Genomic DNA, 24,583 nt, shown 5'->3' on the forward strand with positions numbered 1-24,583 from the left:
GGCTTAGATTTTTATCGTTAAGTGGTAAGACTTTATCCTTATTGGCAAGCTGGGTAAAGCAGTTGTTGGTGCGATTAGATATTGAGCGCTTACAGTTGATTAAAACGTTTGTGTCGTTTGTGGTGTTAAGTGAGTGCGGAGGACTGATTAATATGAGCAACAAGCCAAAGCACTGCTTTAACTTGTTGCTACTGTCATTAAGCTAATTAAGACAATATGCGCTTAATGATTACGGGCAACGGCTAGTTTAGCCAGTGACACTAATGCTGTTTTATAATCGCTATCAGGTAATACGCTTAAGGCATCAATGGCTTTTTGTGATTCTTCTAACGCACGTTGATGAGTGTATTCCAAAGCGCCGCAGTGACGCAGCGCAGCAATAATAGCATCGATATCCTTAGTGCCATCGCCGTGTTCAATGGCGTGACGGATCATTTCTTGCTCTGATGGGCTGCCATGTTTAATCGCATAGATAAGTGGTAGCGTTGGTTTACCTTCTGCTAAGTCATCACCAATATTCTTACCTAGCTCTTCAGCATCAGCGGTGTAATCGAGTAAATCGTCAGTGAGCTGAAAAGCGGTACCTAAATACTTACCATAATCACCTAATGCTTTTTCCCATGACTTATCGCTGCCAGCAAGTACGGCGACAAGTTGCGTCGCGGCTTCAAATAACTTAGCTGTTTTGCAATAAATCACGCGCATGTAGCTTTGTTCTGTGGTGTCTGGGTCATTGCAGTTCATTAACTGCAGCACTTCGCCTTCGGCTAACACGTTGGTGGCATCAGCCAGTACGGTTAATACCTTCATGCTTTCCAGCTCAGTCATCATTTGAAATGAGCGGGTATAAAGAAAGTCACCCACTAATACGCTAGCACTATTACCAAACATGGCGTTGGCGGTTTTACGACCGCGGCGCATGGTGGACTCATCAACAACGTCGTCATGCAGTAAAGATGCGGTATGAATGAATTCAATAATGGCGGCTAATTTAAGGTGAGCTTCGCCTCGATAATCAACAGCGCGGGCTGCTAATACTGATAGTAAGGGTCTTAAACGCTTTCCCCCACCATTGATAATATAGAATCCTAATTGGTTAATCAGGGCGACATCTGACTCAAGCTGCTTATAAATCAGTTGGTTAACTGCTTGCATGTCGTTGTCAGCAAGCTCGCGGATGGCATGTAAATCCATATAGACTCTGGTTCCAGGGAGGTGTAAATTAAGTTCAGCCCTATAGAAGGCTTTTTTATACAGCCAAATATAACTAAAAATGCTGGTACTAGACAGTAGTAGAAGCAGTATTGTGAGAGTTAAACCGATCTTTTTTTAATCTTTCATAATTTGCTCTTGCCTGATAGTACTTCTTCGCGTAAACTCCGCGACCATTGTCAATAAAGTTTTTTGAGCACCCTGCCGTCCCTACTAAGTGGGACCAGCGTGTCGCAATTTGGAGTGAAATAGCTATGTACGCTGTTTTTCAAAGTGGCGGTAAGCAACACCGTGTTGCTGAAGGTCATACAGTTCGTTTAGAGAAAATTGAAGTTGCTACCGGCGAAACTATCGAATTCGATCAAGTTCTGCTGATTGCTGATGGCGAAAACGTGAAAGTGGGCGCTCCACTGGTTGCTGGTGGCAAAGTTGTTGCTACCGTTATCAACCATGGTCGCGGCGAGAAGGTTATCATCCAGAAGTTTAACCGTCGTAAGCACCACGAAAAGAAAATGGGCCACCGTCAGTGGTTCACTGAAGTTAAAATCACTGCTATCAGCGCTTAATTAGGAGTCTAACTCATGGCACATAAAAAAGCTGGCGGTTCTACTCGTAACGGCCGCGATTCAGAAAGTAAACGTCTTGGTGTAAAGCGCTTCGGTGGCGAATCAGTTTTGGCTGGTAACATCATCGTTCGTCAACGTGGTACTAAGTTCCACGCCGGTGTAAACGTAGGTTTAGGTCGCGACCATACCTTGTTTGCTCTGACTGACGGTAAAGTTAAGTTCGAAGTTAAAGGTCCTAACAACCGTAAGTTTGTTAGCATCCAAGACTAATAGTCGAACTTGCTTAAACGATTAAGCCCCGCCATTGGTGGGGCTTTTGTTTTTGCTAGAGACAATAAAAAGCAATTGCTTTGGCGCTCTAGCCAAGATAGCAGTATAATTTCGCAAATGTTGGCGGCGTCGCTGTCACTCAAGGTGTGGTTTTTGCAGCATGGGCTTTCATGTCACTGCCAGAATTACCGCCTTATGCATAGTTAGTTAACGGTATTGGAATAGATATGAAGTTTGTCGATGAGGCAGTAATCAGAGTTGAAGCAGGCGACGGCGGTAGCGGTTGTGTGAGCTTTAGACGTGAAAAGTATGTGCCAGATGGTGGTCCCAATGGTGGTGACGGCGGTGATGGCGGTAATGTGTATTTGGTTGCTGATGAAAACCTCAACACGCTAATCGATTATCGCTTTGAGCGTTTTCACATGGCTGAACGCGGTAAGAACGGTAGCAGCTGTGATTGTACTGGTCGCGCTGGCGAAGACTTATTCTTAAAAGTCCCTGTAGGTACTCGCACTGTCGATGATGAAACGGCTGAGACTTTAGGTGACTTGACTAAGCACGGCCAAAAGTTACTCGTCGCGAAAGGGGGTTTCCACGGTTTAGGTAACACTCGTTTTAAGAGCAGTACTAACCGCGCCCCAAGACAAAAAACCTTAGGTACTCCAGGTGAAGTACGCAGCTTACGTTTAGAGCTATTATTACTGGCTGACGTAGGTTTGTTAGGTATGCCTAATGCGGGTAAATCTACCTTAATTCGCGCTGTATCACGTGCTAAACCTAAAGTAGCGGATTATCCTTTCACGACCTTAGTACCTAACTTAGGTGTAGTGAATCCACGCCCTGGTCAAAGTTTCGTTATTGCTGACATCCCTGGCCTAATCGAAGGCGCAGCTGACGGTGCTGGTTTAGGTATTCGTTTCCTTAAGCACTTAGAGCGTTGTCGTATTCTGCTGCATGTGCTTGATATTGAGCCTATCGATGGTAGCAATCCAGTTGAATCAGCGCGAGCAATCGTTGCTGAGCTGGAAAAATATTCACCAAAACTTGCCGAAAAGCCTCGCTGGTTAGTGATTAACAAATCAGACTTAATGCTGGAAGAAGAAGTACAAGAGAAAGTTAATCAAATCGTGCGCGATCTTGATTGGCAAGGTGAAGTATTCACTATCTCTGCTTTCACCCGTACTGGTACTGAAGCCTTAAGTTCAAAGCTGATGGATTACATCAACACCTTACCGATTGAAGATCGTCGTGTCGATCCGGATGCGGAAGTTGAATTTAAGTGGGACAACTATCATCAATCTAACCTCGAAATCGTTGAAGATGATCTCGATGATGAAGATTGGGATGAAGATGACTATGACGTTGAGGTCATCTACCAACGTTAATTACAGCGAGCTTAATGAACTAAGCTTTAATAAGATGAGTCTAATGCATTCGAGTGGATGCATTAGACTCGTTAAACAATGTGTCTGTGCTTAATTTTGAGCATCAAGCATGCGATAGAAGTTGGCAAGCGTTTAAAGATAAGAGCAGTGTTACTGCTCTTATCTTATAGAGATGGCTATCTTAGTGGATATCTTAGATAGCCTCTTAGTTTCTCCATCAGTGTAATCAGTTAGCCCTGCCAATTATCCCTTTTGCTCTTTAGCATCGAATTAGTTTATCCTGCAGCCGTTTTGACTGTGATTGCCACTCTAGGCATGAATGGGTTCAAGCCAAATTATTCTCATTCACTTTATTGTCGAGAACCTTGCTTTTGGTTAGGCTTTGCCATCTTTAGTTTATGATGTAACTCGACTCAGTATGTAAGGAGCTCACAGTGCAGATAGCCATGATAGCGGCAATGGCCAATAATAGTGTAATTGGCAAAAACAATACTATGCCATGGCACTTAAAAGAAGATTTACAGCACTTTAAAGCCATGACCCTGGGTAAGCCTATATTGATGGGAAGAAAAACCTATGAATCGATTGGTAGAGCCTTACCTGGGCGCCTGAATATAGTCATGACTCGCGATGCATCATGGCAAGCCGCCGGAGTTACGCGAGTGAGTAGCTTTGATGAAGCCAAAGCGCTAGTGACAGAGTGTGATGAGTTAGTGGTGATAGGGGGAGGTGAGTTGTATCGGCAGTTATTGCCGCAGGCCGATAAGCTATATTTGACCTTAATTGATCTTGATGTTGACGGGGATACTCACTTTCCGGATTGGCAAGTTTTCAATTGGGCTATTGAGTCTGAAGAGCAGCATCAAAACGATAGTGGCATAAAATATCGGTTTATCAATTTGCTTAAGCAAGGCTAGTTGGGATAGTTAAAGCTAACTCTAGATCTAGCGCCAACAGAAATTTTGCAGGCGCTGTGCTAAGTAGCATGGCGCCGATACTTCATACTTATTCATGCCAAGGAATTCGCGTAGTTATGAGCGTTATGCACGTTATGGCTTAGGCTCAAAGTTACAGTACTTAACAGATATTTAAACAGGCAGTCAGCATGTAGCCCAGCAGCGCTATCTTAATGATTGTTGAGTAATGCGCTCGTTCTTTTCCAGATGATACAAAGTTAAGTGTTCACCCCAGCAGCAGCCGGTATCTAAGGCAAGCATGCGCTCATTATCGGTTTGTCCCATGAGGGCAGCCCAGTGACCAAAGATAATGCGGTAATCTTGGGGTAATTGTCCTGCAAAGGCAAACCATGGAGCTAAATCGTTGCTTTGAACTGTTTGTGGTGATTCTTTACATTCAAAATCGAGTGAACCATCGCGATGCAAAAAGCGCATGCGGGTGAGCGCATTAATGCAGTAACGTAACCTATCTACGCCAGTGAGTGATTCCGACCAGTGTTCAGCGGTTTGGCTATACATCTTGGCGATGAGCGCTTCGAGATAATCATCAGCCATGAGTGCTTCGCTCACTTGTTTTGATTCTCGTCGTAAGGTCTCAAGATCCCATTGCGGCGGCACGCCAGCATGAGTCATGATGATTTTATGCTCAGGTAATTCGCGCATTAACGGCTGACAGCGTAAGAAGTTTATCAAAGAGTCGCCATCTTCGGCCGTTAAAATTGGCTGGAGATTATCGCAAGCTTTCGCTTTTTTTAGGCCTGCAAATACAGCAAGTAGATGTAAATCATGATTGCCCAGCACCAGATTGCCGGCATCTTCAAGGGATTGAAATAATCTCAGTACGGCTAATGAGTCAGAGCCTCTAGCTACTAAGTCACCGACGGCCCAGAGTTGATCTTTAGAAGGATTAAAATCCACTTTATCAAGTAACAGGCTCAGCTCTTGATAACAACCTTGAATGTCTCCTACAAAATAGTGAGCCACAACATCTCCTAGTGCAGCAAACCCGGTACGGCTAATCTGAAAGGCTTAATCGCGGCTTGAAATCTCTCACCGGCCGCACTTTCCATCACGTAGGAGCCCTGCATAATACCAATAGGCGTTTCTAAAATGGTGCCGCTGGTATATTGGAAGGCCGAGTTCGCAGCTATGGTAGGGGTTTCTCCGACCACGCCCGCGCCTTGGACTTCACTTTTATGACCATTGGCATCGGTAATAATCCAGTGACGCGTCTTTAATGTCGCAGGCTGGTCACCGTGATTAATGATGGTGATGGTATAACTGAACAGGTATTTATCTTCACTGGGAGAGGATTGCTGCGCGTTATACTCAGTCACCACTTCAATCGATATTGAGGATTCCAGTCCGCTCATTCGCATTTCCTTTGCATTGTCCTTTAATTTAGCCGCGGCGACACACTAAGTTAGCCATAGCGACATATTGCTGCACACTGATTTGCTCAGGTCGTAGCGTGGCGTCGATATTTAAGCTCGCAAAGTCAGCATCACTCAATAATCCTTTGAGGTTATTGCGTAAGGTTTTACGACGCATATGGAAGGCTGTCGTCGTTACCTTTTGCATCACAGCAAGATCGTCACATGGCCATGGCTTAACTTCATAAGGCAGTAAGCGCACAACCGCAGAGTCTACTTTAGGTGCCGGTGTGAAGCTTTCTGGTGGTACTTCTAATACAGGTACCACTTGGCAGAAGTATTGCGCCATTACCGTTAAACGGCCATAAGCTTTGCAACCTGGCGCTGCTGATAAGCGCAACACCACTTCTTTTTGCAGCATGAAGTGCATGTTCTCAATATGTTCAGCAAACTCAAACAAATGGAACATTAATGGCGTAGAAATATTGTAAGGTAAGTTACCAAATACTTTTAATTTCTTGCCTGGCTGCAGGAGCTGCGCAAAATCAAACTGTAAGGCGTCGCCTTGGTAAATAGTCAGCTTATCTTTCAGCACTGGGTGCTGCTTTAAACGCTCAACCAGATCGCGGTCTAACTCCACCACAGTTAAGTTATCAACGGCGTCAGCTACTGGCTCAGTTAATGCGGCAAGACCTGGACCAATTTCCACCATCACGTGGTCATTGTCTGGCGCGATTGCACCAACAATACGATTAATAATGTTGTAATCGGTTAAAAAGTTCTGACCGAAGCGTTTTCTGGCCGTGTGGCCTAAATGGACTCTATTGCTCATGGATTTGTATAAATTCAGTTGGAGGCCAGTTCAATGGCCTTATTCAGGGCGCAGACTAAGCTGCCAGTGTCGGCTGTTCCTGTGCCAGCAAGTTCCAAGGCGGTGCCGTGATCCACTGAGGTGCGTATGTAAGGCAGCCCCAGCGTAATATTCACTGACTTCCCAAATCCCTGTGCTTTTAACACAGGTAAACCTTGATCATGATACATGGCCAATACGACATCGGCATCATCAAGGTATTTAGGTTGGAACAAGGTGTCCGCCGGCAATGGGCCGGTAATATTCATAGCGAACTCATTTCTGAGCTGATTGAGCGCAGGAATGATAATGTCAATTTCTTCGCGGCCAAGATGACCATCTTCACCCGCGTGCGGATTAAGTCCACACACATAGATTTTAGGATCGTTAATGGCAAATTTTGCCTTTAACTCTTGGTGCAAGATAGTAATTATATGCACTAATCTGTCGTGAGTGATGGCTTTTGCCACGTACGCCAATGGGATATGGGTCGTCACTAAGGCCACTTGTAAACCAGGGCAAGTAAGCAGCATTACCACATCTTGGCATTTTGCTTGTTGAGCAAAAAACTCGGTATGTCCGCTAAAGGGAATGCCCGCTTGATTGATAATGCCTTTGTGCACAGGACCTGTCACGACAGCGTCAAAATCGCCGCACATGTTGCGCTCGCCGGCGTATCTTAAAGTGTCGACCACATAAGCGCTATTATTTTCGTTGAGCTGACCGCAAATAGAGGGTTCCGCTAATGAAAATGGCTTTATGGTTAAGGTGCCAGCGCGCTGCGCCTTGGGCGCAACCTCTGGCTGATAGGGCTCTAAGGTTAATGGTAATCCTAACTGTTGAGCCCTATTTATTAATAGATCAGGATCGGCGCAGACAACCAATTGCGCATTCCAGTGCTGCTGAGCAATTTGGACAACGAGATCGGGTCCTATGCCAGCAGGTTCACCCGGAGTGATGGCAATGCGTTTGATTGTCAAAGTCAATTATCCTTGGCTATTGTTATTATTGAAGATTTCAATATAGGCTTCAGAGCGCATTTCATCTAACCATAGCTGTAATTCTTCATTGAATTTACGGCGGTAAATTAATTGCTGCGCCTGATTAATGTTCATCTTCGCGGTGGCATCTGTGGTGCGGCTATCTTCTAATTGCACTATGTGCCAGCCGTGGCTTGAGCGAAACGGTGCACTCAGCTCACCAGGATTGAGCTCTTCTAAGGTTTGCGCAAACGCAGGAACGTACATGCGTGGGTCGGCCCATCCTAGCTCGCCGCCTTTAGTGGCAGAACCTGGATCTTCAGAATATTGGCGGGCTAAGCTCGCAAAATCCGCCTTACCGCTGCGAATATCTTGGGCAAACTGATCAAGCATAGCCTTAGCGCGATCTTCAGATAAAATTGGTGATGGCTTCAATAAGATATGACGCGATTTTACTTCATTAACTTCTTTAGCTTGTAAGCCACGAGTATCAACGACCTTGATGATATGAAAACCTGAGCCACTTTTAATTGGGCCTATAATGTCGCCTTTTTTCGCATCAGTCACTACTTCAGCAAATAAGGTCGGCATTTCATTGATATTCATATAATCCCAAATACCGCCTTCCAGCGCTTTAGGGCCTGATGACGCGGCAATGGCGGTTTGCTTGAAATCAGCGCCATCTTTTAAGCGTTTAAGCACAGCCTCTGCGCGTGTTTGCGCGGCTTCCAGTTGAGCACTGGTTGGGCTGCTTGGTAATTCAATCAGAATATGACCAATCTGGAACTCAACGTTTTTTAAGCCTTGTTCTTCAATCATTTTGACTAAGGTTGAAATCTCTTGGGATGAAATTTGAATGCGGCGCTGGACTTGAATACGCTGAATTTCGCCTAAGGTAATTTCTTGGCGCATCTGCTCGCGATATTGACTAAAGCTTTGACCGCTTTTTTCAATTTCGCTCTGCATTTGTGCCACCGACATCTTTTGCTCTTTGGCAATGTTTTCAATGGTTTGATCTAGTTGTAAATCACCGACCACTAGGCCAATACGCTCAGCCATTTGCAACTGTAAACGCGTTAAAATTAAGCGCTCAATCACTTGAGTTTCTAATGCTTCGTCAGACGGTAATGATTGACCGGCCTCTTTGGCATTATGCTTAACTGTGCTCAGCATATTGTCGACTTCACTTTGTAAAATGATGCCATCGTTAAGTTGCACCGCAACACTGTCTAACGGTACAGGTATTGCCATTGCATTCATGCTGAGTGTTGCGCCTATTAAGGCTGCTATTATTCTTATCCGAGCTTTCATCCAAAAATATCCTTGGCCAAATAATCTTGCGATTGTGGGCATCAATTGATGCCATAGTCGTTGTCAATGTTTGGACTGTCAGTCCCTTCTGTGGTTCAGCAATCTACCATAATTTTATTAATTTCGCAGGTAAAGGGGTTTACGGTAATTGAATAAACCTTCGTCAAGCATATCGCTGACACCAAGTGGACCTGAACCACCCAGACCTTTAATCACGAAGTTAAGGTAAACACCCTTTTCAAATTTTTCACGACTGTCTTCGAGCGGATTAAAGTCTTCCACATAATTGGTGGTGATGTTGTAGTGGTAGCTTAAACGCACCGCCCAGCAGCATGATTCGTATTGTAAGCCGGTAAAAGTTTCAACGGTACGCTCACGATTAAGATCGTAATACCAGTTACCCACAAAATAAATATTATCAGTTAATGGCCAAGTGGTGCGCAGGCCAGTTTGTGAAATATTTACGCGATTATTGGTATTAGTGTTCAATAAATCAGGAACATAGCGATAGTTTGCCTGAATCAGTTTGTTGGTGCCTGGCCGGAAATCTAAGCTGAATTCCGATTTTTTGGTACTGCCTTCTTTAGTATCAAACTGAATGGCACCACTAAAATACCACTTGTCATATAAGTGGGCATCTAATTCAGACGCCAGCACAGAAAACGATGGTGTTTCTTCTTCAAATTCAGGGTCGAGATTAACCTTGTTGTCATCAAAATAGAAAATTTGGCCGAGGCTAAATTTTAATTGCTCTAAATTTTGATTATCAAATAAGGTCGTAGTGGCACCTATGGTCACTTGGTTAGCATTGGCAATTCTATCTACGCTGGAGTAGCGACTATCTCGGAATAGTCCATAAAAGTCATCAGCTAAGGCTGCAGTATCGTATAAGCCAATGTCAGATTGATCTTCATAACCTACGTATAAATACTGAGCCTGCGGCTCTAAAGTTTGGCGATAGTCATTGCCCAAGATATTGGTATTGCGCTCAAAGTTAATTTGGCCATGAATACGCGCTTGCGGTATGGTGCGACTCACACTTTTCCCTAAGCCATCATCCTGGTTTAATTCTCGCTGCCAATAATTGGTTTGGTATAATTTAAGCTCAGTAGTTAACGAACCCGCTGGCACATAAATCGGCAGAGTTAATGACGGCTCCATATGTAAACGAGTCGCTTTGGCTTCACTGTCTTGATTATGCTCAAAGTTAGTTAATTCAGTGCTGAAGGCAAAATCGAGACTATGCCAAACATCAGGCAAACGATAATTGGCACTGATTTGTGGCATGATTTTATAGGGTTCTTCGTTTTCGGCGCCTAACACTTTAATGTCTTGCACGCGAATACTGGTATCCCAGTTGCGCTGGAAATAGCTAACTTCACCAATACGGTTAAGTTGGTTATCGGTTGGTTGATTAATATCTGACGGTAACTCATTGAAATAGTTATCATCAGACACCTCAGTGTAATTAGCTAATACACGCCAGTTTTCGTCAATGGCGCCTTGATGTTGCCAGTGATACATATAACGATTTGGATCGTCGTCCAGCAATCTATCGTTACCTAAATACCCTAGGTTGATTTGGCCTTGCTGCGCTTCACCGCCTAAATACCTAAATTCGGTTTGCAAGAATAAACCGCGATTAGTCATCGCATGGGGAGTGAAAGTTAAATCGTATTCTGGCGCTATGTTCCAGTAATAAGGCGTAGTCACTTCTAAGCCATTATTGGTGCTAGAACTTATGCTTGGAAATAACAAGCCTGATTTGCGTTTATCAGAGACTGGCACAGTCATATAAGGGATATACAGTACCGGCACACCCAAAAGCTTCAGCTTGGCATCCCAAATTTCACCCCACTCATCTTCGCTATCGATTTTGATTCGGTCAGCTTCCAGTAACCACGTCAGATTTTCTGGCGGGCAAGTCGTGAAGTTGGTTTTCTTTAATAGCAGATTATTATCTGGGGTAATTTGTAACTCTTGCGCTTCACCATGAACTTGTTGCCCATGTAACCAATAGTTAGCCCCAGATAATACCGCGGTATTTTGGCGCATTTTAGCTACTAAGCTGTCGGCGGTGACAGTAAATAAACTGTCTTGAAAAATTAAGTTGCCGTTGGCGTTGAGCTGTTCTTGTTGCTGATGAAACACGGCTTCGTCAGCCTTGATCAGGCGATCGCCTTGGCTGACGCGCACATCGCCCTGAAAGCTCGCCATATCGCCCATGATGGCATTGGATGAGTCAGAACTGATAATGATCTTGTCATGCGTAGCATCGACATCAGGCGTCGCAATACTGCCGCTATTTGCTGCTGGCATAGGTACTGGAGGTATGATGACGCATTGCCCTGGCGTCGGTGCATCAATGGCCATAGCAGTAAAAGGTAAAAGGCTTAATGCCACAAAATAACGAATTTGCATGTCAGATCGATTTAGTTGAATTCTGTCATTGGACAAGTTTAGAGAGGAAAAGTTGTCCTTGGATGTTTACTTAAGCTCCAAAGGCTAAAAACTTGCACTTGGAGGCAAAACAGGCTGTTACTCAATGTTATGCTGGCTATAATAAAGCAATTTTTCGTCAAGAGCCATGAGGTCACCTTGTCCGTATCTAGAAAAGAGAAACTATTGCAATGGTTAGCAGGTTATTTTGCTGAGCCTGTCACGGTTACCTTGATTTCAGGTGATGCGAGTTTTCGCCAGTATTACCGCCTTAGCCACCAACAAAGCTCCTTTATTGTGATGGATACTCCTGTTGCTCTGATTGCAACTGAGCCATTTGCCTTAGTGGCAGCCGCTTATCAGGCGCAAGGCATTAAGGTGCCTGCTATCTTGGCGATAGAGCCTGCACTGGGCTTTATGCTGCTTGAGGATTTAGGCGATATCAGTCTGTTATCTTGTTTGACGGATGCCAATGTCGAGTCATGGTATCAGGAGGCTTTAGCTTTACTTCCTGATATTGCTAACGTTAAGCGCACTGCCGCGGGCGATTTACCGCAATTTGACGCGGCATTTGTGCGCCGTGAGCTCAGCATTTTTAGTGAGTGGCTGCTTAGTACCCATTTGCAATTTACCTTGAGTGAGACGCAGCAAACAGTTTTAGCGCAGGCGTTTGATTACTTAACTGTGAATGCGCTGGCGCAACCGCAAGTAGGAATGCATAGAGACTTTCACAGCCGCAACTTAATGGTAGTGCAAGATGAGTTGTATGTGATTGATTTCCAAGATGCCGTCATTGGCCCAATCACTTATGATGCTGTGTCGTTACTGCGCGATTGTTATGTGCGTTGGCCAGATGCCGTGGTTGATACTTTGCGCCAGCAACATTTTGAGACTTGTCAGCGGCAAGGTTTGCTGGCGGACACCATTAGTGTTGAGCAATACATTCAATGGTTTGATTTGATGGGGATTCAGCGTCATTTAAAGGCTGCAGGTATCTTTGCGCGTCTTAATCATAGGGATAATAAGCCGGGTTATTTAAAAGATATTCCGCTGACCTTAACCTATGTTATTGATATCGCAATTCGTTATCCTGATCTGCAAGCATTAGCTATGTTAGTAAAAGATGTCCATGAGTTAGTGCTGCAACAGGAGTCGTCATGAAAGCCATGATTTTAGCGGCAGGTCGCGGGGAGCGGATGCGGCCATTAACTGACGCCTTGCCCAAACCTTTATTAGAAGTGGCCGGTAAACCCTTAATAGCTCATCACATAGAAGCGTTAGCCTCGCAAGGCATTACTGAGATTGTGATTAATTGCGCTTGGCTGGCAGATAAAATCGTGAGCTATTTAGGCGATGGTAGTCGCTTTGGCGTTAAACTCAGTTTTAGTATTGAAACCACAGCGCTAGAAACCGCAGGCGGCATCATCAATGCCCTACCTTTATTAGGGGATGAGCCTTTTGCTGTGATTAATGGCGATGTGTTATTAGGGCAATTACCGGATTTTAACCGCGTAACCTTAGGTGATAATTGCTTAGGCCATGTGTGGTTAGTGGCAAACCCTAGCCACAATAGTCGAGGTGATTTTAGCTTGAATGCTGAGGGTTTGGTCTATCAAGCGCTTGATGATGAGCCAACCATGACATTTAGCGGCATGGCCGTGTATCATCCCGCTTTATTTGCTGATGCGCCGCCAGGCGCTTTAGCGTTAGGTCCATGGCTACGACAAGCCATGACCATGCAGCAAATTCAGGGCGAATTTTGGCCCCATTACTGGTGCGATGTGGGAACTATCGCTCGACTTGAACAAGCCAATGCGGACTTTGGCCAACAATAATTACTAGCGGGAAAGAGAATGCAGATTTGGGGCAAGCTGTTTGGTGGAGCCATAGGCTTTATGTTCGGTAAATTTATCGGACTGGTGATTGGCTTATGGTTAGGTCATAAAGTCGATAAATATATCGCGGCGTCTAAGCAATTAACTAAGCGTGGCAGTAGCCGTCAGGCCATCTTCTTTAATACCACCTTTGCGGTCATGGGCCATGTGGCTAAGGCATCAGGGCAGGTGACAGCCACTGACATTAAAATTGCAACTTTGCTTATGGATCAAATGCGCATCACAGGCCAAGCGCGAGTTGATGCTCAGCAAGCATTTCGTGACGGCAAGGAAATTGATTTTGATTTGCGCGGCAGCTTAAAAGCCTTTCGCTTAATTGCTATGGGCCGCAGTGATTTATTGCAAATGTTTATGGAAATCCAAATCCAGACGGCCTTGGCTGATGGTCAGTTGGAAGCCAAAGAGCATGAAATTCTACTCACCATAGCGCAAGACTTAGGTTATGGGCGGATGCAGCTTGATGCCTTATTGAAACGCTGGCAAGCCGAGTTCCAATTTCATGAGCAAGGCGGAAAGCAAACCGTATCCATTGAGCAGGCCTATCAAGTGCTTGGGGTTGATGTGAATGCTGATGATCAGCACATTAAACGTAGCTATCGCAAGCTAATGAATGAACATCATCCCGATAAATTAGTGGCTAAAGGACTGCCGCCAGAGATGATGGAGCTGGCAAAGCGTAAGACCCAAGACATTCAAGCGGCTTACGATCGGATTAAAACCGAGCGCGGCATGCGCTAAGGTCTGAGCTTAAGACGCCAGCGGCTGACAATATCGTTATTTCAAGGAGTGAAGTATGGATAAACTACATAAAGTAAATATAGCAATGTTGCTGGCTATGGTGACGTGCGCTCAGTGGCTGAGTAGCCCAGCACAAGCGCAAGACTGGTTTGTAACCCCAAGTGGCGGCTATAGCTTTGCTGCCAGTGACTTTGATTTACAGCTTAACAATAACACTCTTAGCTCCAGCGCTGCCATCAAGGAAGGTGAGCATTGGGGGCTAGCTGTGGGGATGAATACTCCAGAGCCTGGCAATATCTACCTGTTATATTCACGTCAATCCACTGAGTTAGTTAGCCAAGGTGGCGCGAGCTCTGAGTCATTAACGCCACTGTCCATTGAATATCTGCATTTTGGTGGCACCTTATTATTTCCAAACGGTAACTTCTCGCCTTATATCACCACCAGTATTGGTTTCACTCGCCTGCGCCCTGAACACCATTTATCCAGTGAAAGTCGCTTTTCCATGGGGATTGGCGCTGGGGTGCAATACCAGTTAGTGGAGCGTTTGTCACTGGTGGCTGAAGTGCGCGCCTTTGCCACATTTGTTGATAGTGATCAGCAATTATTTTGTGATGAAACCGGCTGCTTATGGCGCGTTCAAGCCGATATCTTTTGGCAGAGCCAAGCCAATCTCGGCTTGAATTACCGTTTTTAATTGAGAAAAACAATGAAGATTATTGTGCTTGATGGTTACACCTTAAATCCTGGCGATCTTAGTTGGCAAAGCCTTGCCGAGTTAGGGGAGTTAACTGTATTTGATAGAAGTGAGCCAAGTACTATTGTTAGCCGCTGCCAAGATGCTGCCGTAGTGTGTACCAATAAAACTCGCCTGAGCGCTGAGATATTAGCGCAGCTGCCACAGCTGCGTTATATCGGCGTATTGGCAACTGGCACAGACGTAGTTGATATCGCGGCCGCGACAGCAAGAGGCATAGTCGTTACCAATGTGCCCAATTATGGCAGTGACGCCGTGGCGCAAATGGTGTTTGCTCATATGCTGCACTTTAGCCAGAAAGTTAGCCTTCATGATGCCGCGGTTAAAGCTGGCTACTGGCAATCCCAAGGGGATTTTTGCTTTACCTTAGCACCGCTTATGTCGCTAAGCGGTAAAACTTTAGGATTAGTTGGGTTTGGCGCCATAGCTCAACAAGTGGCAACCATAGCTAGCGCTTTTGGCATGCAGCTATTAGTGCATACTAGGAATTGCCCTGCGCACTTGCCTGCTGGCGCCAAATGGGTGGCGCTTGATGATTTACTGAAGCAAGCGGATGTAGTCTCCTTGCATTGCCCACTCACTCCTGCCACTGCAAATCTTATTGATAAAGACAGCTTAGCTTTGATGAAGCATGGAAGTTTATTAATTAATACGGCCAGAGGCGGTCTTGTGAATGAAACGGATTTAGCGGCGGCGGCAAATGCAGGTAGGCTTTGTGCTGGCCTTGATGTGTTAAGCACTGAACCGCCGCAAGCAGATAATCCCTTATTAACGGCCAATAATGTCAGCATCAGCCCTCATATCGCCTGGGCAACTTTAGAAGCGCGTCAAAAACTACTGAATATTGCCCTTGATAATCTACATAATTTTCTTGAAAAGCGTCCTTGTCATCAAGTTTTTCCCGCTAAATAAAAACAATCTATTCGCTAAGCTAATGAACCTCTATCTTTCGACTATGTTTGATAAAGGTCTGGCGGCGTTTGACCTTAACGATTAATCACCTCTTACATTGAGGACTTACACCATGTTTAAAATTTTTTGTGCAGAATTTATTGGAACTTTTTGGTTAGTGCTAGGAGGCACGGGAAGCGCTGTGTTCGCCGCAGGCTTTCCTAATGTTGGTATTGGCTTTTTAGGGGTTGCCTTAGCATTTGGTTTAACCGTAGTGACTATGGCGTATGCCATTGGTCATATCAGTGGTTGTCATTTAAACCCAGCGATTACCGTGGGCTTATGGGTTGGCGGCCGATTTGAAGCATCAAAAGTAATCCCTTACATAGTAGCGCAAGTGTTAGGCGCGATTTTGGCATCGACCGTAGTCTATCTTATCGCGAGCGGTAAGGCGGGTTACAGCTTGGCCGATGGTCTCGCGGCCAACGGTTATGGTGAGCATTCACCAGGTGGCTATGATTTATTGTCTGGCTTTATCACAGAAGCTGTATTAACTGGCATGTTTTTAATGGTGGTTTTGGGCGCAACGCATAGATTAGCAACTCCCGCCATGGCAGGTTTAGCCATAGGTTTATGTTTAACCTTAATCCATTTAATCAGTATTCCCATTACTAATACTTCGGTAAACCCTGCTCGCAGCACAGGTCCTGCCATCATCATGGGGGATTGGGCGTTATCGCAATTATGGCTATTTTGGGTAGCACCTATTCTTGGCGCTGTAGTTGGTGCGCTCATCTATCGCTGGTTAAGCCCTAATCATCAAAACGACTAAGCCTGATAGTGAGTTAACCAAGATAATACGCATCTTTATTGATATGGAGTGACATGAATCCCCCTAAGTTCTGCTTAGGGGGATTTTTTATAAAGCTTTTATTGCTAATGCTTGTTATTGCTAAAGCTTGTTATTGTTAGTGCAATAGCGATAAATGCACTGCAAATAAAAGGGCTTCATTGAGAAGCCCTTTTTGCTTACAGGCTAATTAAAGCATTATTCAATATCATCTTCTGGTGGAAAACGCGCCAGAATATTAGAAATCACAGCTTGGCTGGCTTTAACGTTATCTGGCACTGAATCAGTTAGCACAAAGCTGTCTCTTCCGCGCCAAATCAAACGGTTACTTGGATCAAAGATATTAATTTGAATGATTTGCTCAGTTTTATCTTTGCCTAAGGGAATGCCAACACTTGAGCCAACACTAACGCCGCTATTGCTGCCCCAGCCACCAGTCCCGAGCCCAATGGATACGCCTGAATCGCTGGCTTTCGCTTTGCTTGAAAGCTCAATGCCGACTAGAAAATCTGGTGTGCGTGGATTATCAAGATAACCTTGGAGTAGTAAAGTGTTAAACACTTGGTCTTTTACTCGGGTGGCAACTAACGGGTCGATAGCGCTAGGTGGCGGTAACATACTAAAATTGTTGAGAGTGGCAAAATTGTAATTAACATCGTAATCGGTATTGGCAGGCTTAGTGCTGCAGGCCGATACCAACAATAAGGCTAATACACCGATAGTGATCTGACGTGTTAGAGTTGCCATAATTACTCCTTGGTTGAATGAACGCTTGTTAGCACAAATGTGATTAAGATGTTATACCTTAACAGCGTAAAAGTCGCGAATATCTGCGGCGGTAAATTTGATATCTCATTGATAGGTATGCGATGGAACAGCTGCTGTTTTTTGAATTAATCAGTCCTTGTAAAGGTATATGCACCACAGATAAAGGTGGATATTGCTTAGGTTGTTTTCGCAGCCGTGATGAGCGTTTTAATTGGCAAACCTTCAATGACAGTCAAAAACAGGAAGTATTGCGCTTGTGTCAGCAGCGCGGCGCTCGCCGCCGTTATGCCATCTTTCAAGCCCAGCGACAGCAGCAACAACTCAATACTCAAACATTAAACCAAGCCTTTGATTTCGATATTGATAGTGCAATGGCAATAGACGTTTCAGTCAATGTGGAGCCTAATGTGAAAGAGGGTGAGGACGTTAGCGCAGACGCAGATAAAGGCATAATCACAGAAGCTTCATCAGAAAGTCACAGTGCAAATAGCAATCCAAGTACTAGCTCAAGTGACAGTTAAAGTCGCCTCACAATTAACAGCCTAAGCAATAGCGCCGAGCAGACTAGTAATAAGTAAAACCTACGGTGTTTTTGGCCATGGTGCTCAAATCCCCTCAGCGCAATAATTGCAATTTAGGCATAAATGCTAAGCCTTAGCTCGCGCTATTAGCTTGGCGGTTGATCTAACGGCGCATGCAGGCTAAAGCGGGTCACTTGCTCATTACTGGTTAAGCTGATATCGCCTTGGTGGCGCGCCATAATTCGGCAAATAATCGCTAAACCTAAGCCAAACCCGCGGTCTTGCTGCTGATTGTTAGCCGCGCGATAAAAGGGTTCAAAAATATGTTGTTGTTCATGCTCGCTGATTGCTGGACCATCGTTCTCGACATCAATTTGCCAAGTATCACAGTGGCGAACCAGATTAACTTGGATTTTATGCCTATGATAGCGCACCGCATTGGTGAGTAAGTTTTGTAAGGCGCGCTCGATTAAGCCAGGCTCTAACATCACGCAGCAAGGCTGCTCAATGCCGGTGGCGATAATCCTTTGCTGGCACAGAGGTTGAATGCGCTCGACTGTTTGCTGCACTAAGAGGGATAAGTCGCACAATTGGCGGTCAACATTAAGCTGCGCAGACTCTAAGCGGGCGTAGCTTAATAGCTCAGTCAGCAAACCTTCCATCTCAGCGATATCAAGCTGCATATCTTCAATAAACTGGCTGCGCTGCTCTAGCGTTTTCTGGTCGCTGCAATAACTGGGTAGCAGCGCCATGGCAAATTTAAGTCGAGCCAGCGGCGTGCGTAATTCGTGAGACACAGTATTAGATAAGTGCTGCTGATTATCGATTAGATTGGCAATCTGCTTGCCCATCTTATTAAACGCTTCCCCAAGAAATACCACTTGGGAGCTTGGTAATAAATTTACGCGCGTATTCCACTTAGCCTTGGCAAAGTCATTGGCGGCTAATTCTAGCTTGCGTAAATCCCGCGACAGGGGGCGTATCCATAACAAGATGACCAAGGCCAGTAATAGATAAAAACCTAAGGTAAAGGTAGTTTCCCAGCCTGCTAATGGCGCTGCCGCGAGCGGGCCGAGCATCAGCACTTGTTCGCCCACTGGAATAAATAAGTATTGCTGCTTGTGGTTATTGACCGTGCGCAACACTTGATTAGGCGCGAGCGCTTGGCTGGTTTGCAGTGAGATTTGATCTTGTGACAATAGAGCGACAGGGCGCTTGGGATTAGCGTCAATTTTACTCAAGTAACGCTGACGCTGCTCTGCTGGCATTTGTTCTAATAAATCTGCCAGCAACAGCAGTGACGGTTGATTCGCTTGTTGTTGACCAAACGTGCTGTGCCACACTTCTTCTAAAGTCCAACCTATGCCGAGAATACTTAGGCTAAGAAGCAGGTATAGGCTAATAAATAAGCGCTTCACGGGGACCCTTAATTATTCCAAGCTTCAGGAGCAAACAAGTAACCTTGGCCCCATACGGTTTTAATCCGAAACGGGGTTTCGATATTATCGCCAAGTTTTTTGCGTAGGCGTGAAATACGTACGTCAATTTTTCTATCTTTGCCATCAAAATCAATATTAAGCAAATATTGATAAATGAATTGGCGACTTAACACTTGGCCAGCGTTTGAGGCCAGTAACCACAATAATTCAAATTCATGGCTGGTTAAATCAACCGCATGATCACTCAGTAAAATCGCTTGGGTGTGGGGATCTATGCTGAGCTTGCCAAAGTTAAGACAATGGGATTCGTGCTGATGGGTTGGTTTAGCGCGGCGGCGCAATAAGTTATGAATGCGCGCTACTAGTAATGCGGGTTCTACCGGTTTAACCACATAATCATCGGCGCCCAATTCTAAGCCTTTAATCTGATCTTCAGGCGTGCCTAAGGCGCTCATCAATAAGATAGGGCCATGGAAATAATCCGGTAATTTTTCACACAATGACAAGCCATCTAGGCCTGGCAGCATGATATCGAGCAAAATAATGTCAGGCTTATAGTTGATTAAACGAGTCAGCACTGTGTCACCACGGCGCTCCACTTCAACATGCATTCCTTGCGACTTTAAGTAATCTGAAATCAAATTGGCCAAGCGTATATCATCTTCAACTAACAGCACACGAAAAGGCGATTGAGGCGTAGTCATTAAAATAAACTCCAAGGATTTCGGTAGCGTCGACGCTCAGACGTTTGATTGGGGCTAGTCACGGTAAATTTAGCATCAGCGAGTATTTGGTGTGTGGCCTTATCTACTAATAAAAACTGCATATCTGCTTGAGCCTGCACTTCAATGACGGTTGTGTGACTGTTTGGGTCTTGGTTACACCAAGGCGCAATAGTGTCATCCACACTCTGAATACAAACGGCATTGTTAGTGCTTGTTTGCCAATGAAATTGAACTTGAATACGGCAGTGGCTCGTAGCGGCGTCAATAATGCAGACACTCGGCGTGAGGTGCAAGAGATTTTGCTCATCGTTCGCTGCCAATGGGAGACTGCTCATCACTGCGAGTGTCAATAACCCCATAATACTGACTAAAGTGTTAGGCATTACTTATGCCTTAGTTGGCGGATTGCTATCTACCATAAGTAAGCGACCCCCACAAAGACATGACGGCTGTAGTCTCTGATGATGAGCGGGCTATCGACTATGCTAGCGGCGAGGTCGCGATAGCGAGCCAAGCTTATGAGCTGCCAATGTTCATCTATGGCATAGGTTAAGCTGGCTCCAAGTTGTGGGCTTATGCCAGCGCTTGCTTCATAAGGTAAGTGATAACCAAATTCTTGGGTTCGCGGTTGATAGTAATAGCCAATCACATCGGCATCTTGCCAGTGAGCACTGGCATCGAGCTCCAGCGAAAAATTGGACCAAGCAAAGAGTTTAGTAAGAGCTACGCGCGCTTCTATGCCTTGATGCACGCCAAAGAGATCATGGCCAACACTGATACTGATATCAGCGAGAGGATTAAAATACCAAGCTTCAATGCCGGCAACATAAGTAAAGTGGCGCTGCGCTAATGGGGCGTTGTGGTTCAATGAGTTCGCGCCATCCTCATGGATAACGTCTTCATGGTGTAGTCTAGAGGCGCCACTTACAAAAATGTTGCTTGGATCCCAGCGGTAAAAATAGCCGCGATCGCCACTGTAGGCGGCAATGATATTCAAGGCAACATCTTGATTTTCAACTAATGAATAGCCAAATAAACCATTATCGAAAAAGAACGACTGACCGTAATAAGCAATACTGGGAATGATATAAATCGGAATGGCAGCATGATTGATGAGTGGATTGGATTGTTCGCCATAACCAGCCGCGAGAGCCACTGACCATTGGCCGGTGTTAATGCAGTCTAATGATGGTGCGCATGTATTGTCTTCTGCCCAAGCTAAGTGGCTGCTGACCAATAGACTAGCGCTTAAGGCGCTAGCAAATAAGAGTGCGCCCCATCTCTTACTGAGCAATAAACGACTCGCAAGTGATCTTAGTCCAAAGCAAGCAAGGTGCATGGCGCATACCATAAGGGCAAAGTGGAGATAATTGTATCAGTAACAAATGGTTAAAACAGTATCAACATCTGGCGTGATACAAATTGATCCAATTATGACTATGTTGCAGTTGCGTGTTAACGCTATCGTCGCGCTGAACGTGGTTTTTGGCCCCATTTATTAACAGCTAATAGACTGACGCAGTCTTAAGCATAATCACTGGCCGACTATTGCAAACAATTGGCTGTAACTGTGACGCCGGTCGTGTAAGCGCGGTTTTTGTGGTGCTGATCGCATCGTTATTGCTTAATTGGCCATACATGGCTGTGATTCATGCCGCCACCTTGATGTCGGTGTGACTTTTGTCACATTACGTTAATGGTTGTGAACTTGGTTGGGGTTGAGAGTGTTTTAGTGCTAACGCAATGATTTTAAACACAATTAATATCATATATATCTTTCTCGCGAGCGCGTGTGGTTGTAAGTTGTTGATATATAGCCTTTTTAATTGATTTCGTTGGTTTTTTTACCTTTGATTAGTGTTTGTTGATTTAATCTCCGCCTTTCTCTATGATGCGCGGCTTCTTTAAGAGGAGACGCTGCAACATCGATGTTCGAGCTGCAGTCCACACCCAATTAATTTGTTAACACGGACGATTGTATCGGCCGTTTTCATTTGAGGAATCACATGTCTACTAAACTGGCTAACCCAGCGCCACTTGGCTTGATGGGTTTTGGTATGACTACCATTTTATTAAATATCCATAACGCGGGTTTTTTCCCAATCGATTCAATGATTTTAGCCATGGGTATTTTCTATGGCGGTATTGGTCAGGTTTTAGTGGGTATGATGTGCTTTAAGCGTGGCGACACCTTCGGCACCACAGCATTTACTTCATACGGCTTATTTTGGCTGACTCTGGTAGGCCTGTTAGTTATGCCTATGATGGGCGTAGCGCCAAGCCCAGCTCACTTCATGGGTTGGTACTTATTATTATGGGGCGTGTTCACTGCCTTTATGTTTGTGGGTTCTTTATGCTACCCACGTGCTAAGCAAGTTGTATTTGGTTTATTAACCATTTTATTCTTCTTGCTGGCCGCTCGTGACTTCACTGGTAGCGCCCTGATCGGCACTATCGCTGGTTATGAAGGTATTCTGACTGGCTTGAGCGCTATCTACTTCGCTATGGCGCAAATCTTAAACGGTGAATTTGGCCGTACTATTTTGCCAATCGGTGAAAAGAAAGCTGCTTAATCTGTCGTTACGACAGTGACAAGATTTGAGTGAGAGCCTGAGGGTTCTCTCTCACTAAAAAAGCCGATGCATTGATTGCATCGGCTTTTTTGTTGGTCTTTTATGGCGCTTATCTACTATGGTCCACTTTGTCATGAGCTCAATTTGTCATGAGTCTGCTGGGGCATCATTTCTGAGCCGAATGACCAAGCTCAGCTATTAACCGCGAGCTTGTTGGCGTAAAAACGCCTGGCATTCAGCGGATAATGGTTGCTTGAGCAAATACTGGCGGTTAGTGCCGATTTGCAATACGAAGCCTTGAGTGTGCTCGGTAATGCTCTCTATGTCTGTCCATGACCAGTGCTGATTGACGAAGTTAGAGATGATGCGCACGCCACTTTCATTAATAGTGACGCTGACGGTATTGTTAGCCGCTTTTGATATCATTTGACGCCATAACCACCAAGTGCGATTAAAGCGGATATTTAAGCCCTCAATGACGCCTAAGCCAATAATAAAATAGCTTAAATAGGCAGGTACGCCGCCTGTTGCCAGTCCAAGACCAATAGCGCATAACACGGCGGCCTTGGCATAAGGTTTAATCCCAGTCAGTGGCGTAGCGGTTTCATCATAACAAGCCAAATAATAGTGGCGGTCTAAAGTGAATTTGGATTCAAAATGCGATTCAGTGATCATAACATCTAAGGTTTAAGCGAATAAACAAAGGCGCAGTGTAGCTGACTTGAGCTTAATTCTCAGTTAATTCCGTGCGCTTTTAGCGCTATCAAGCTAAGTATGGGGTGTTTGTCGCCTCGATAGAGCTAGTGACTGATGTTGCGTTAACACTTAATTTAAGCCTGAGCGCGTTGCCTGTCGCGCTGTTAGCGTCAATAATGCACGCCTAGTTAGGCTTATGTCTTCGCCCGTTCACTTGTGCGCCGCAGTAACGGCTAAGTGGCACTATTTATCATTATTATGAGTTATCACAGCATGCAAACTAAACGTGGCAGGTTAGATCGCCTATTAGCCAAACATTTCAACTTACCGCGCAAGCAGATTAGAGCCTTGCTATTAAGTCAGCGTGTCACGGTTGATGGCATCATTATTAAAGACATGGATTTTCAGTTGGATGAATTTATGCAGCTGGCATGTGATGGTGAGCTCATTCGTGGTGATGTGCCTAGGTATTACATGGTCAATAAACCCATTGGCATAGTGAGTGCCACGCAAGATAGCGAGCATCAAACCGTACTGGATTTATTGCCCACAGAATTACGCGCCGATTTGCACATAGTCGGGCGGCTTGATTTAAATACTTCTGGGCTAATATTGCTCACTAATGACAGCCGCTGGTCAGAATCCTTAATGGCGCCAGGCGCGCATGTGGCTAAGCGTTATCTCGTGACTTTAAAAGAGGTGGTAACGGCTGAATATACAGCAGCATTTAGTGCTGGTATGTATTTTGAATTTGAAGATATTACTACCTTGCCGGCAGAGCTTATTATTCACAGCAGTCATCAAGTAGAAGTAGTGTTAGAAGAAGGTAAGTATCATCAAATTAAGCGGATGTTTGGCCGCTTTCGCAATCAAGTGTTGGCCTTGCATCGCTTTAAAATCGGCGCCTTATCACTTGACCCTAAGCTTGCCGCGGGTCAGTGGCGCGAATTAACCCCGCAAGAAGTTAAAAACGCTCGTGCCTAAGCTTGCGAGTTAACAATCCCTGGGGTAAAAGTGCCGAGCTAGTGGCTAGTGGCTAGTGGCTAGTGGCTAGGAATGACTGCAACTAGCTATCACTTGCGGCGATCCTCTTTGCCAAATCACGACTGCTACTGAGAATTTCAATTCACATCACTATCGGCAGTATTTATGGCCGGTGTATTCCTCTAATGCTTTGCTATCACTCTGTATCTCTGCATTTACCTCTGTACCTCAGTTACGCAGTCACACAGACTCTTACTCTGTCTTGCGGGCACTCAGGCGTGTAAGCATAGATACACGCGCCTTATCCATCGTTACTCACCTTCATTAGCTCTCATTGGTGATTAGTGATTAGCGCGCTGCAACATAGTAGTTATTGATAGGCTACTACTATGTTTGTTAGTCTT

The 24,583-nt window shown here is 45.0% G+C and carries 25 protein-coding genes and 1 pseudogene; 13 read left to right on the forward strand and 13 right to left on the reverse strand.

Going from position 1 to position 24,583, the window contains the following annotated elements; genetic code table 11:
• Positions 1-222 precede the first annotated feature (222 nt).
• The gene (gene ispB / locus AC1HDP_RS16545) at positions 223-1,194 is read right to left on the reverse strand and encodes an octaprenyl diphosphate synthase (protein WP_479639591.1); all 972 of its coding nucleotides are present in this window, start codon (positions 1,192-1,194) and stop codon (positions 223-225) included.
• A 272-nt stretch (positions 1,195-1,466) separates the two neighbouring features.
• On the opposite strand from ispB, the gene rplU reads away from it, so the two are divergent.
• The 4 genes from rplU to folA all read left to right on the forward strand — a co-directional run bounded on the left by rplU (position 1,467) and on the right by folA (position 4,350).
• Positions 1,467-1,778, forward strand: a complete 312-nt coding sequence (gene rplU / locus AC1HDP_RS16550; protein WP_140931205.1) for a 50S ribosomal protein L21 — start codon at positions 1,467-1,469, stop codon at positions 1,776-1,778.
• 15 nt (positions 1,779-1,793) lie between these two features.
• Positions 1,794-2,048 (forward strand): 50S ribosomal protein L27, encoded by a 255-nt coding sequence (gene rpmA, locus AC1HDP_RS16555; RefSeq protein ID WP_140931207.1) that lies wholly within the window; start codon positions 1,794-1,796, stop codon positions 2,046-2,048.
• Between the two features lie 227 nt (positions 2,049-2,275).
• Positions 2,276-3,433 carry an Obg family GTPase CgtA gene (cgtA, locus tag AC1HDP_RS16560; RefSeq protein WP_140931209.1) on the forward strand — a complete coding sequence of 386 codons (1,158 nt, stop codon included), beginning with the start codon at positions 2,276-2,278 and terminating at the stop codon, positions 3,431-3,433.
• A 434-nt stretch (positions 3,434-3,867) separates the two neighbouring features.
• Positions 3,868-4,350, forward strand: coding sequence for a type 3 dihydrofolate reductase (gene folA, locus AC1HDP_RS16565; RefSeq protein ID WP_479639592.1), 483 nt, complete (start codon positions 3,868-3,870; stop codon positions 4,348-4,350).
• Positions 4,351-4,554: 204 nt separating this feature from the next.
• Here folA and AC1HDP_RS16570 read toward each other — a convergent pair whose 3' ends face one another.
• From AC1HDP_RS16570 to lptD, 6 genes are all read right to left on the reverse strand, one after another.
• Positions 4,555-5,373 carry a symmetrical bis(5'-nucleosyl)-tetraphosphatase gene (locus AC1HDP_RS16570; protein ID WP_479639593.1) on the reverse strand — a complete coding sequence of 273 codons (819 nt, stop codon included), beginning with the start codon at positions 5,371-5,373 and terminating at the stop codon, positions 4,555-4,557.
• An 8-nt stretch (positions 5,374-5,381) separates the two neighbouring features.
• Entirely contained in the window at positions 5,382-5,762 is a 381-nt protein-coding gene (apaG, locus tag AC1HDP_RS16575) for a Co2+/Mg2+ efflux protein ApaG (protein ID WP_479639594.1), read from the reverse strand.
• Between the two features lie 28 nt (positions 5,763-5,790).
• Positions 5,791-6,594: a 16S rRNA (adenine(1518)-N(6)/adenine(1519)-N(6))-dimethyltransferase RsmA gene (gene rsmA, locus AC1HDP_RS16580; protein ID WP_479639595.1), complete on the reverse strand. Its 804-nt coding sequence runs from the start codon at positions 6,592-6,594 to the stop codon at positions 5,791-5,793.
• Positions 6,595-6,608: 14 nt separating this feature from the next.
• Complete coding sequence (pdxA, locus tag AC1HDP_RS16585; protein ID WP_479639596.1) at positions 6,609-7,592, reverse strand: 4-hydroxythreonine-4-phosphate dehydrogenase PdxA; 984 nt, start codon at positions 7,590-7,592, stop codon at positions 6,609-6,611.
• Positions 7,593-7,598: 6 nt separating this feature from the next.
• Positions 7,599-8,903 carry a peptidylprolyl isomerase SurA gene (gene surA / locus AC1HDP_RS16590; protein WP_479639597.1) on the reverse strand — a complete coding sequence of 435 codons (1,305 nt, stop codon included), beginning with the start codon at positions 8,901-8,903 and terminating at the stop codon, positions 7,599-7,601.
• Positions 8,904-9,020: 117 nt separating this feature from the next.
• Positions 9,021-11,324, reverse strand: a complete 2,304-nt coding sequence (lptD, locus tag AC1HDP_RS16595) for an LPS assembly protein LptD (protein ID WP_479639598.1) — start codon at positions 11,322-11,324, stop codon at positions 9,021-9,023.
• A 204-nt stretch (positions 11,325-11,528) separates the two neighbouring features.
• Here lptD and AC1HDP_RS16600 point away from each other — a divergent pair, with 204 nt between their 5' ends.
• The 6 genes from AC1HDP_RS16600 to aqpZ all read left to right on the forward strand — a co-directional run bounded on the left by AC1HDP_RS16600 (position 11,529) and on the right by aqpZ (position 16,455).
• Positions 11,529-12,503 (forward strand): aminoglycoside phosphotransferase family protein, encoded by a 975-nt coding sequence (locus tag AC1HDP_RS16600; protein WP_479639599.1) that lies wholly within the window; start codon positions 11,529-11,531, stop codon positions 12,501-12,503.
• Complete coding sequence (gene murU / locus AC1HDP_RS16605; RefSeq protein WP_479639600.1) at positions 12,500-13,177, forward strand: N-acetylmuramate alpha-1-phosphate uridylyltransferase MurU; 678 nt, start codon at positions 12,500-12,502, stop codon at positions 13,175-13,177. Before AC1HDP_RS16600 ends, murU begins: the two co-directional genes overlap by 4 nt.
• A gap of 18 nt (positions 13,178-13,195) precedes the next feature.
• Positions 13,196-13,975 carry a co-chaperone DjlA gene (gene djlA / locus AC1HDP_RS16610; RefSeq protein WP_479639601.1) on the forward strand — a complete coding sequence of 260 codons (780 nt, stop codon included), beginning with the start codon at positions 13,196-13,198 and terminating at the stop codon, positions 13,973-13,975.
• A gap of 55 nt (positions 13,976-14,030) precedes the next feature.
• The gene (locus AC1HDP_RS16615; RefSeq protein WP_479639602.1) at positions 14,031-14,672 is read left to right on the forward strand and encodes an outer membrane beta-barrel protein; all 642 of its coding nucleotides are present in this window, start codon (positions 14,031-14,033) and stop codon (positions 14,670-14,672) included.
• A gap of 12 nt (positions 14,673-14,684) precedes the next feature.
• The gene (locus AC1HDP_RS16620) at positions 14,685-15,644 is read left to right on the forward strand and encodes a D-2-hydroxyacid dehydrogenase (protein ID WP_479639603.1); all 960 of its coding nucleotides are present in this window, start codon (positions 14,685-14,687) and stop codon (positions 15,642-15,644) included.
• Positions 15,645-15,741: 97 nt separating this feature from the next.
• Positions 15,742-16,455, forward strand: a complete 714-nt coding sequence (aqpZ, locus tag AC1HDP_RS16625; protein WP_479639604.1) for an aquaporin Z — start codon at positions 15,742-15,744, stop codon at positions 16,453-16,455.
• 216 nt (positions 16,456-16,671) lie between these two features.
• Here aqpZ and AC1HDP_RS16630 read toward each other — a convergent pair whose 3' ends face one another.
• The gene (locus tag AC1HDP_RS16630) at positions 16,672-17,220 is read right to left on the reverse strand and encodes a DUF4136 domain-containing protein (RefSeq protein ID WP_479639605.1); all 549 of its coding nucleotides are present in this window, start codon (positions 17,218-17,220) and stop codon (positions 16,672-16,674) included.
• A gap of 122 nt (positions 17,221-17,342) precedes the next feature.
• Between AC1HDP_RS16630 and AC1HDP_RS16635 the strand changes: the two are divergent.
• Positions 17,343-17,532: pseudogene (locus AC1HDP_RS16635) on the forward strand (DUF1289 domain-containing protein); the annotation flags it as partial.
• A 376-nt stretch (positions 17,533-17,908) separates the two neighbouring features.
• Here the strand turns inward: AC1HDP_RS16635 and AC1HDP_RS16640 are convergent.
• Genes AC1HDP_RS16640 through AC1HDP_RS16655 form a run of 4 tightly spaced genes read right to left on the reverse strand, consistent with a single transcriptional unit; the run spans position 17,909 to position 21,220 of the window.
• A complete protein-coding gene (locus tag AC1HDP_RS16640) occupies positions 17,909-19,180 on the reverse strand; it encodes a sensor histidine kinase (protein WP_479639606.1) in 1,272 nt (423 codons plus the stop codon).
• A gap of 8 nt (positions 19,181-19,188) precedes the next feature.
• On the reverse strand, positions 19,189-19,905 hold the full coding sequence (locus tag AC1HDP_RS16645) for a winged helix-turn-helix domain-containing protein (RefSeq protein ID WP_140931241.1): 717 nt from the start codon (positions 19,903-19,905) through the stop codon (positions 19,189-19,191).
• Complete coding sequence (locus AC1HDP_RS16650) at positions 19,905-20,309, reverse strand: DUF3019 domain-containing protein (protein ID WP_140931243.1); 405 nt, start codon at positions 20,307-20,309, stop codon at positions 19,905-19,907. The genes AC1HDP_RS16645 and AC1HDP_RS16650 overlap by 1 nt, the downstream gene beginning before the upstream one ends.
• Before the next feature lie 29 nt (positions 20,310-20,338).
• Complete coding sequence (locus AC1HDP_RS16655) at positions 20,339-21,220, reverse strand: MipA/OmpV family protein (protein WP_479639607.1); 882 nt, start codon at positions 21,218-21,220, stop codon at positions 20,339-20,341.
• A gap of 712 nt (positions 21,221-21,932) precedes the next feature.
• Between AC1HDP_RS16655 and AC1HDP_RS16660 the strand changes: the two genes are divergently transcribed.
• Positions 21,933-22,499, forward strand: a complete 567-nt coding sequence (locus AC1HDP_RS16660; protein ID WP_140931246.1) for an acetate uptake transporter — start codon at positions 21,933-21,935, stop codon at positions 22,497-22,499.
• A 198-nt stretch (positions 22,500-22,697) separates the two neighbouring features.
• On the opposite strand, the gene AC1HDP_RS16665 is transcribed toward AC1HDP_RS16660, so the two are convergent.
• Positions 22,698-23,174: a YcxB family protein gene (locus AC1HDP_RS16665; protein ID WP_479639608.1), complete on the reverse strand. Its 477-nt coding sequence runs from the start codon at positions 23,172-23,174 to the stop codon at positions 22,698-22,700.
• A 294-nt stretch (positions 23,175-23,468) separates the two neighbouring features.
• On the opposite strand from AC1HDP_RS16665, the gene AC1HDP_RS16670 reads away from it, so the two are divergent.
• Positions 23,469-24,179, forward strand: coding sequence for a pseudouridine synthase (locus AC1HDP_RS16670; protein WP_479639609.1), 711 nt, complete (start codon positions 23,469-23,471; stop codon positions 24,177-24,179).
• Positions 24,180-24,583 lie beyond the last annotated feature (404 nt).

Source organism: Shewanella sp. ISS20 (assembly GCF_056522965.1).

Coding starts and splice junctions, on each gene's coding strand:
- ispB (WP_479639591.1), bottom strand. CDS start 1,194: ATGGATTTACATGCCATCCGCGAGCTTGCTGACAACGACATGCAAGCA.
- rplU (WP_140931205.1), top strand. CDS start 1,467: ATGTACGCTGTTTTTCAAAGTGGCGGTAAGCAACACCGTGTTGCTGAA.
- rpmA (WP_140931207.1), top strand. CDS start 1,794: ATGGCACATAAAAAAGCTGGCGGTTCTACTCGTAACGGCCGCGATTCA.
- cgtA (WP_140931209.1), top strand. CDS start 2,276: ATGAAGTTTGTCGATGAGGCAGTAATCAGAGTTGAAGCAGGCGACGGC.
- apaG (WP_479639594.1), bottom strand. CDS start 5,762: ATGAGCGGACTGGAATCCTCAATATCGATTGAAGTGGTGACTGAGTAT.
- rsmA (WP_479639595.1), bottom strand. CDS start 6,594: ATGAGCAATAGAGTCCATTTAGGCCACACGGCCAGAAAACGCTTCGGT.
- surA (WP_479639597.1), bottom strand. CDS start 8,903: ATGAAAGCTCGGATAAGAATAATAGCAGCCTTAATAGGCGCAACACTC.
- lptD (WP_479639598.1), bottom strand. CDS start 11,324: ATGCAAATTCGTTATTTTGTGGCATTAAGCCTTTTACCTTTTACTGCT.
- murU (WP_479639600.1), top strand. CDS start 12,500: ATGAAAGCCATGATTTTAGCGGCAGGTCGCGGGGAGCGGATGCGGCCA.
- djlA (WP_479639601.1), top strand. CDS start 13,196: ATGCAGATTTGGGGCAAGCTGTTTGGTGGAGCCATAGGCTTTATGTTC.
- AC1HDP_RS16615 (WP_479639602.1), top strand. CDS start 14,031: ATGGATAAACTACATAAAGTAAATATAGCAATGTTGCTGGCTATGGTG.
- AC1HDP_RS16620 (WP_479639603.1), top strand. CDS start 14,685: ATGAAGATTATTGTGCTTGATGGTTACACCTTAAATCCTGGCGATCTT.
- AC1HDP_RS16630 (WP_479639605.1), bottom strand. CDS start 17,220: ATGGCAACTCTAACACGTCAGATCACTATCGGTGTATTAGCCTTATTG.
- AC1HDP_RS16645 (WP_140931241.1), bottom strand. CDS start 19,905: ATGACTACGCCTCAATCGCCTTTTCGTGTGCTGTTAGTTGAAGATGAT.
- AC1HDP_RS16650 (WP_140931243.1), bottom strand. CDS start 20,309: ATGCCTAACACTTTAGTCAGTATTATGGGGTTATTGACACTCGCAGTG.
- AC1HDP_RS16660 (WP_140931246.1), top strand. CDS start 21,933: ATGTCTACTAAACTGGCTAACCCAGCGCCACTTGGCTTGATGGGTTTT.
- AC1HDP_RS16665 (WP_479639608.1), bottom strand. CDS start 23,174: ATGATCACTGAATCGCATTTTGAATCCAAATTCACTTTAGACCGCCAC.
- AC1HDP_RS16670 (WP_479639609.1), top strand. CDS start 23,469: ATGCAAACTAAACGTGGCAGGTTAGATCGCCTATTAGCCAAACATTTC.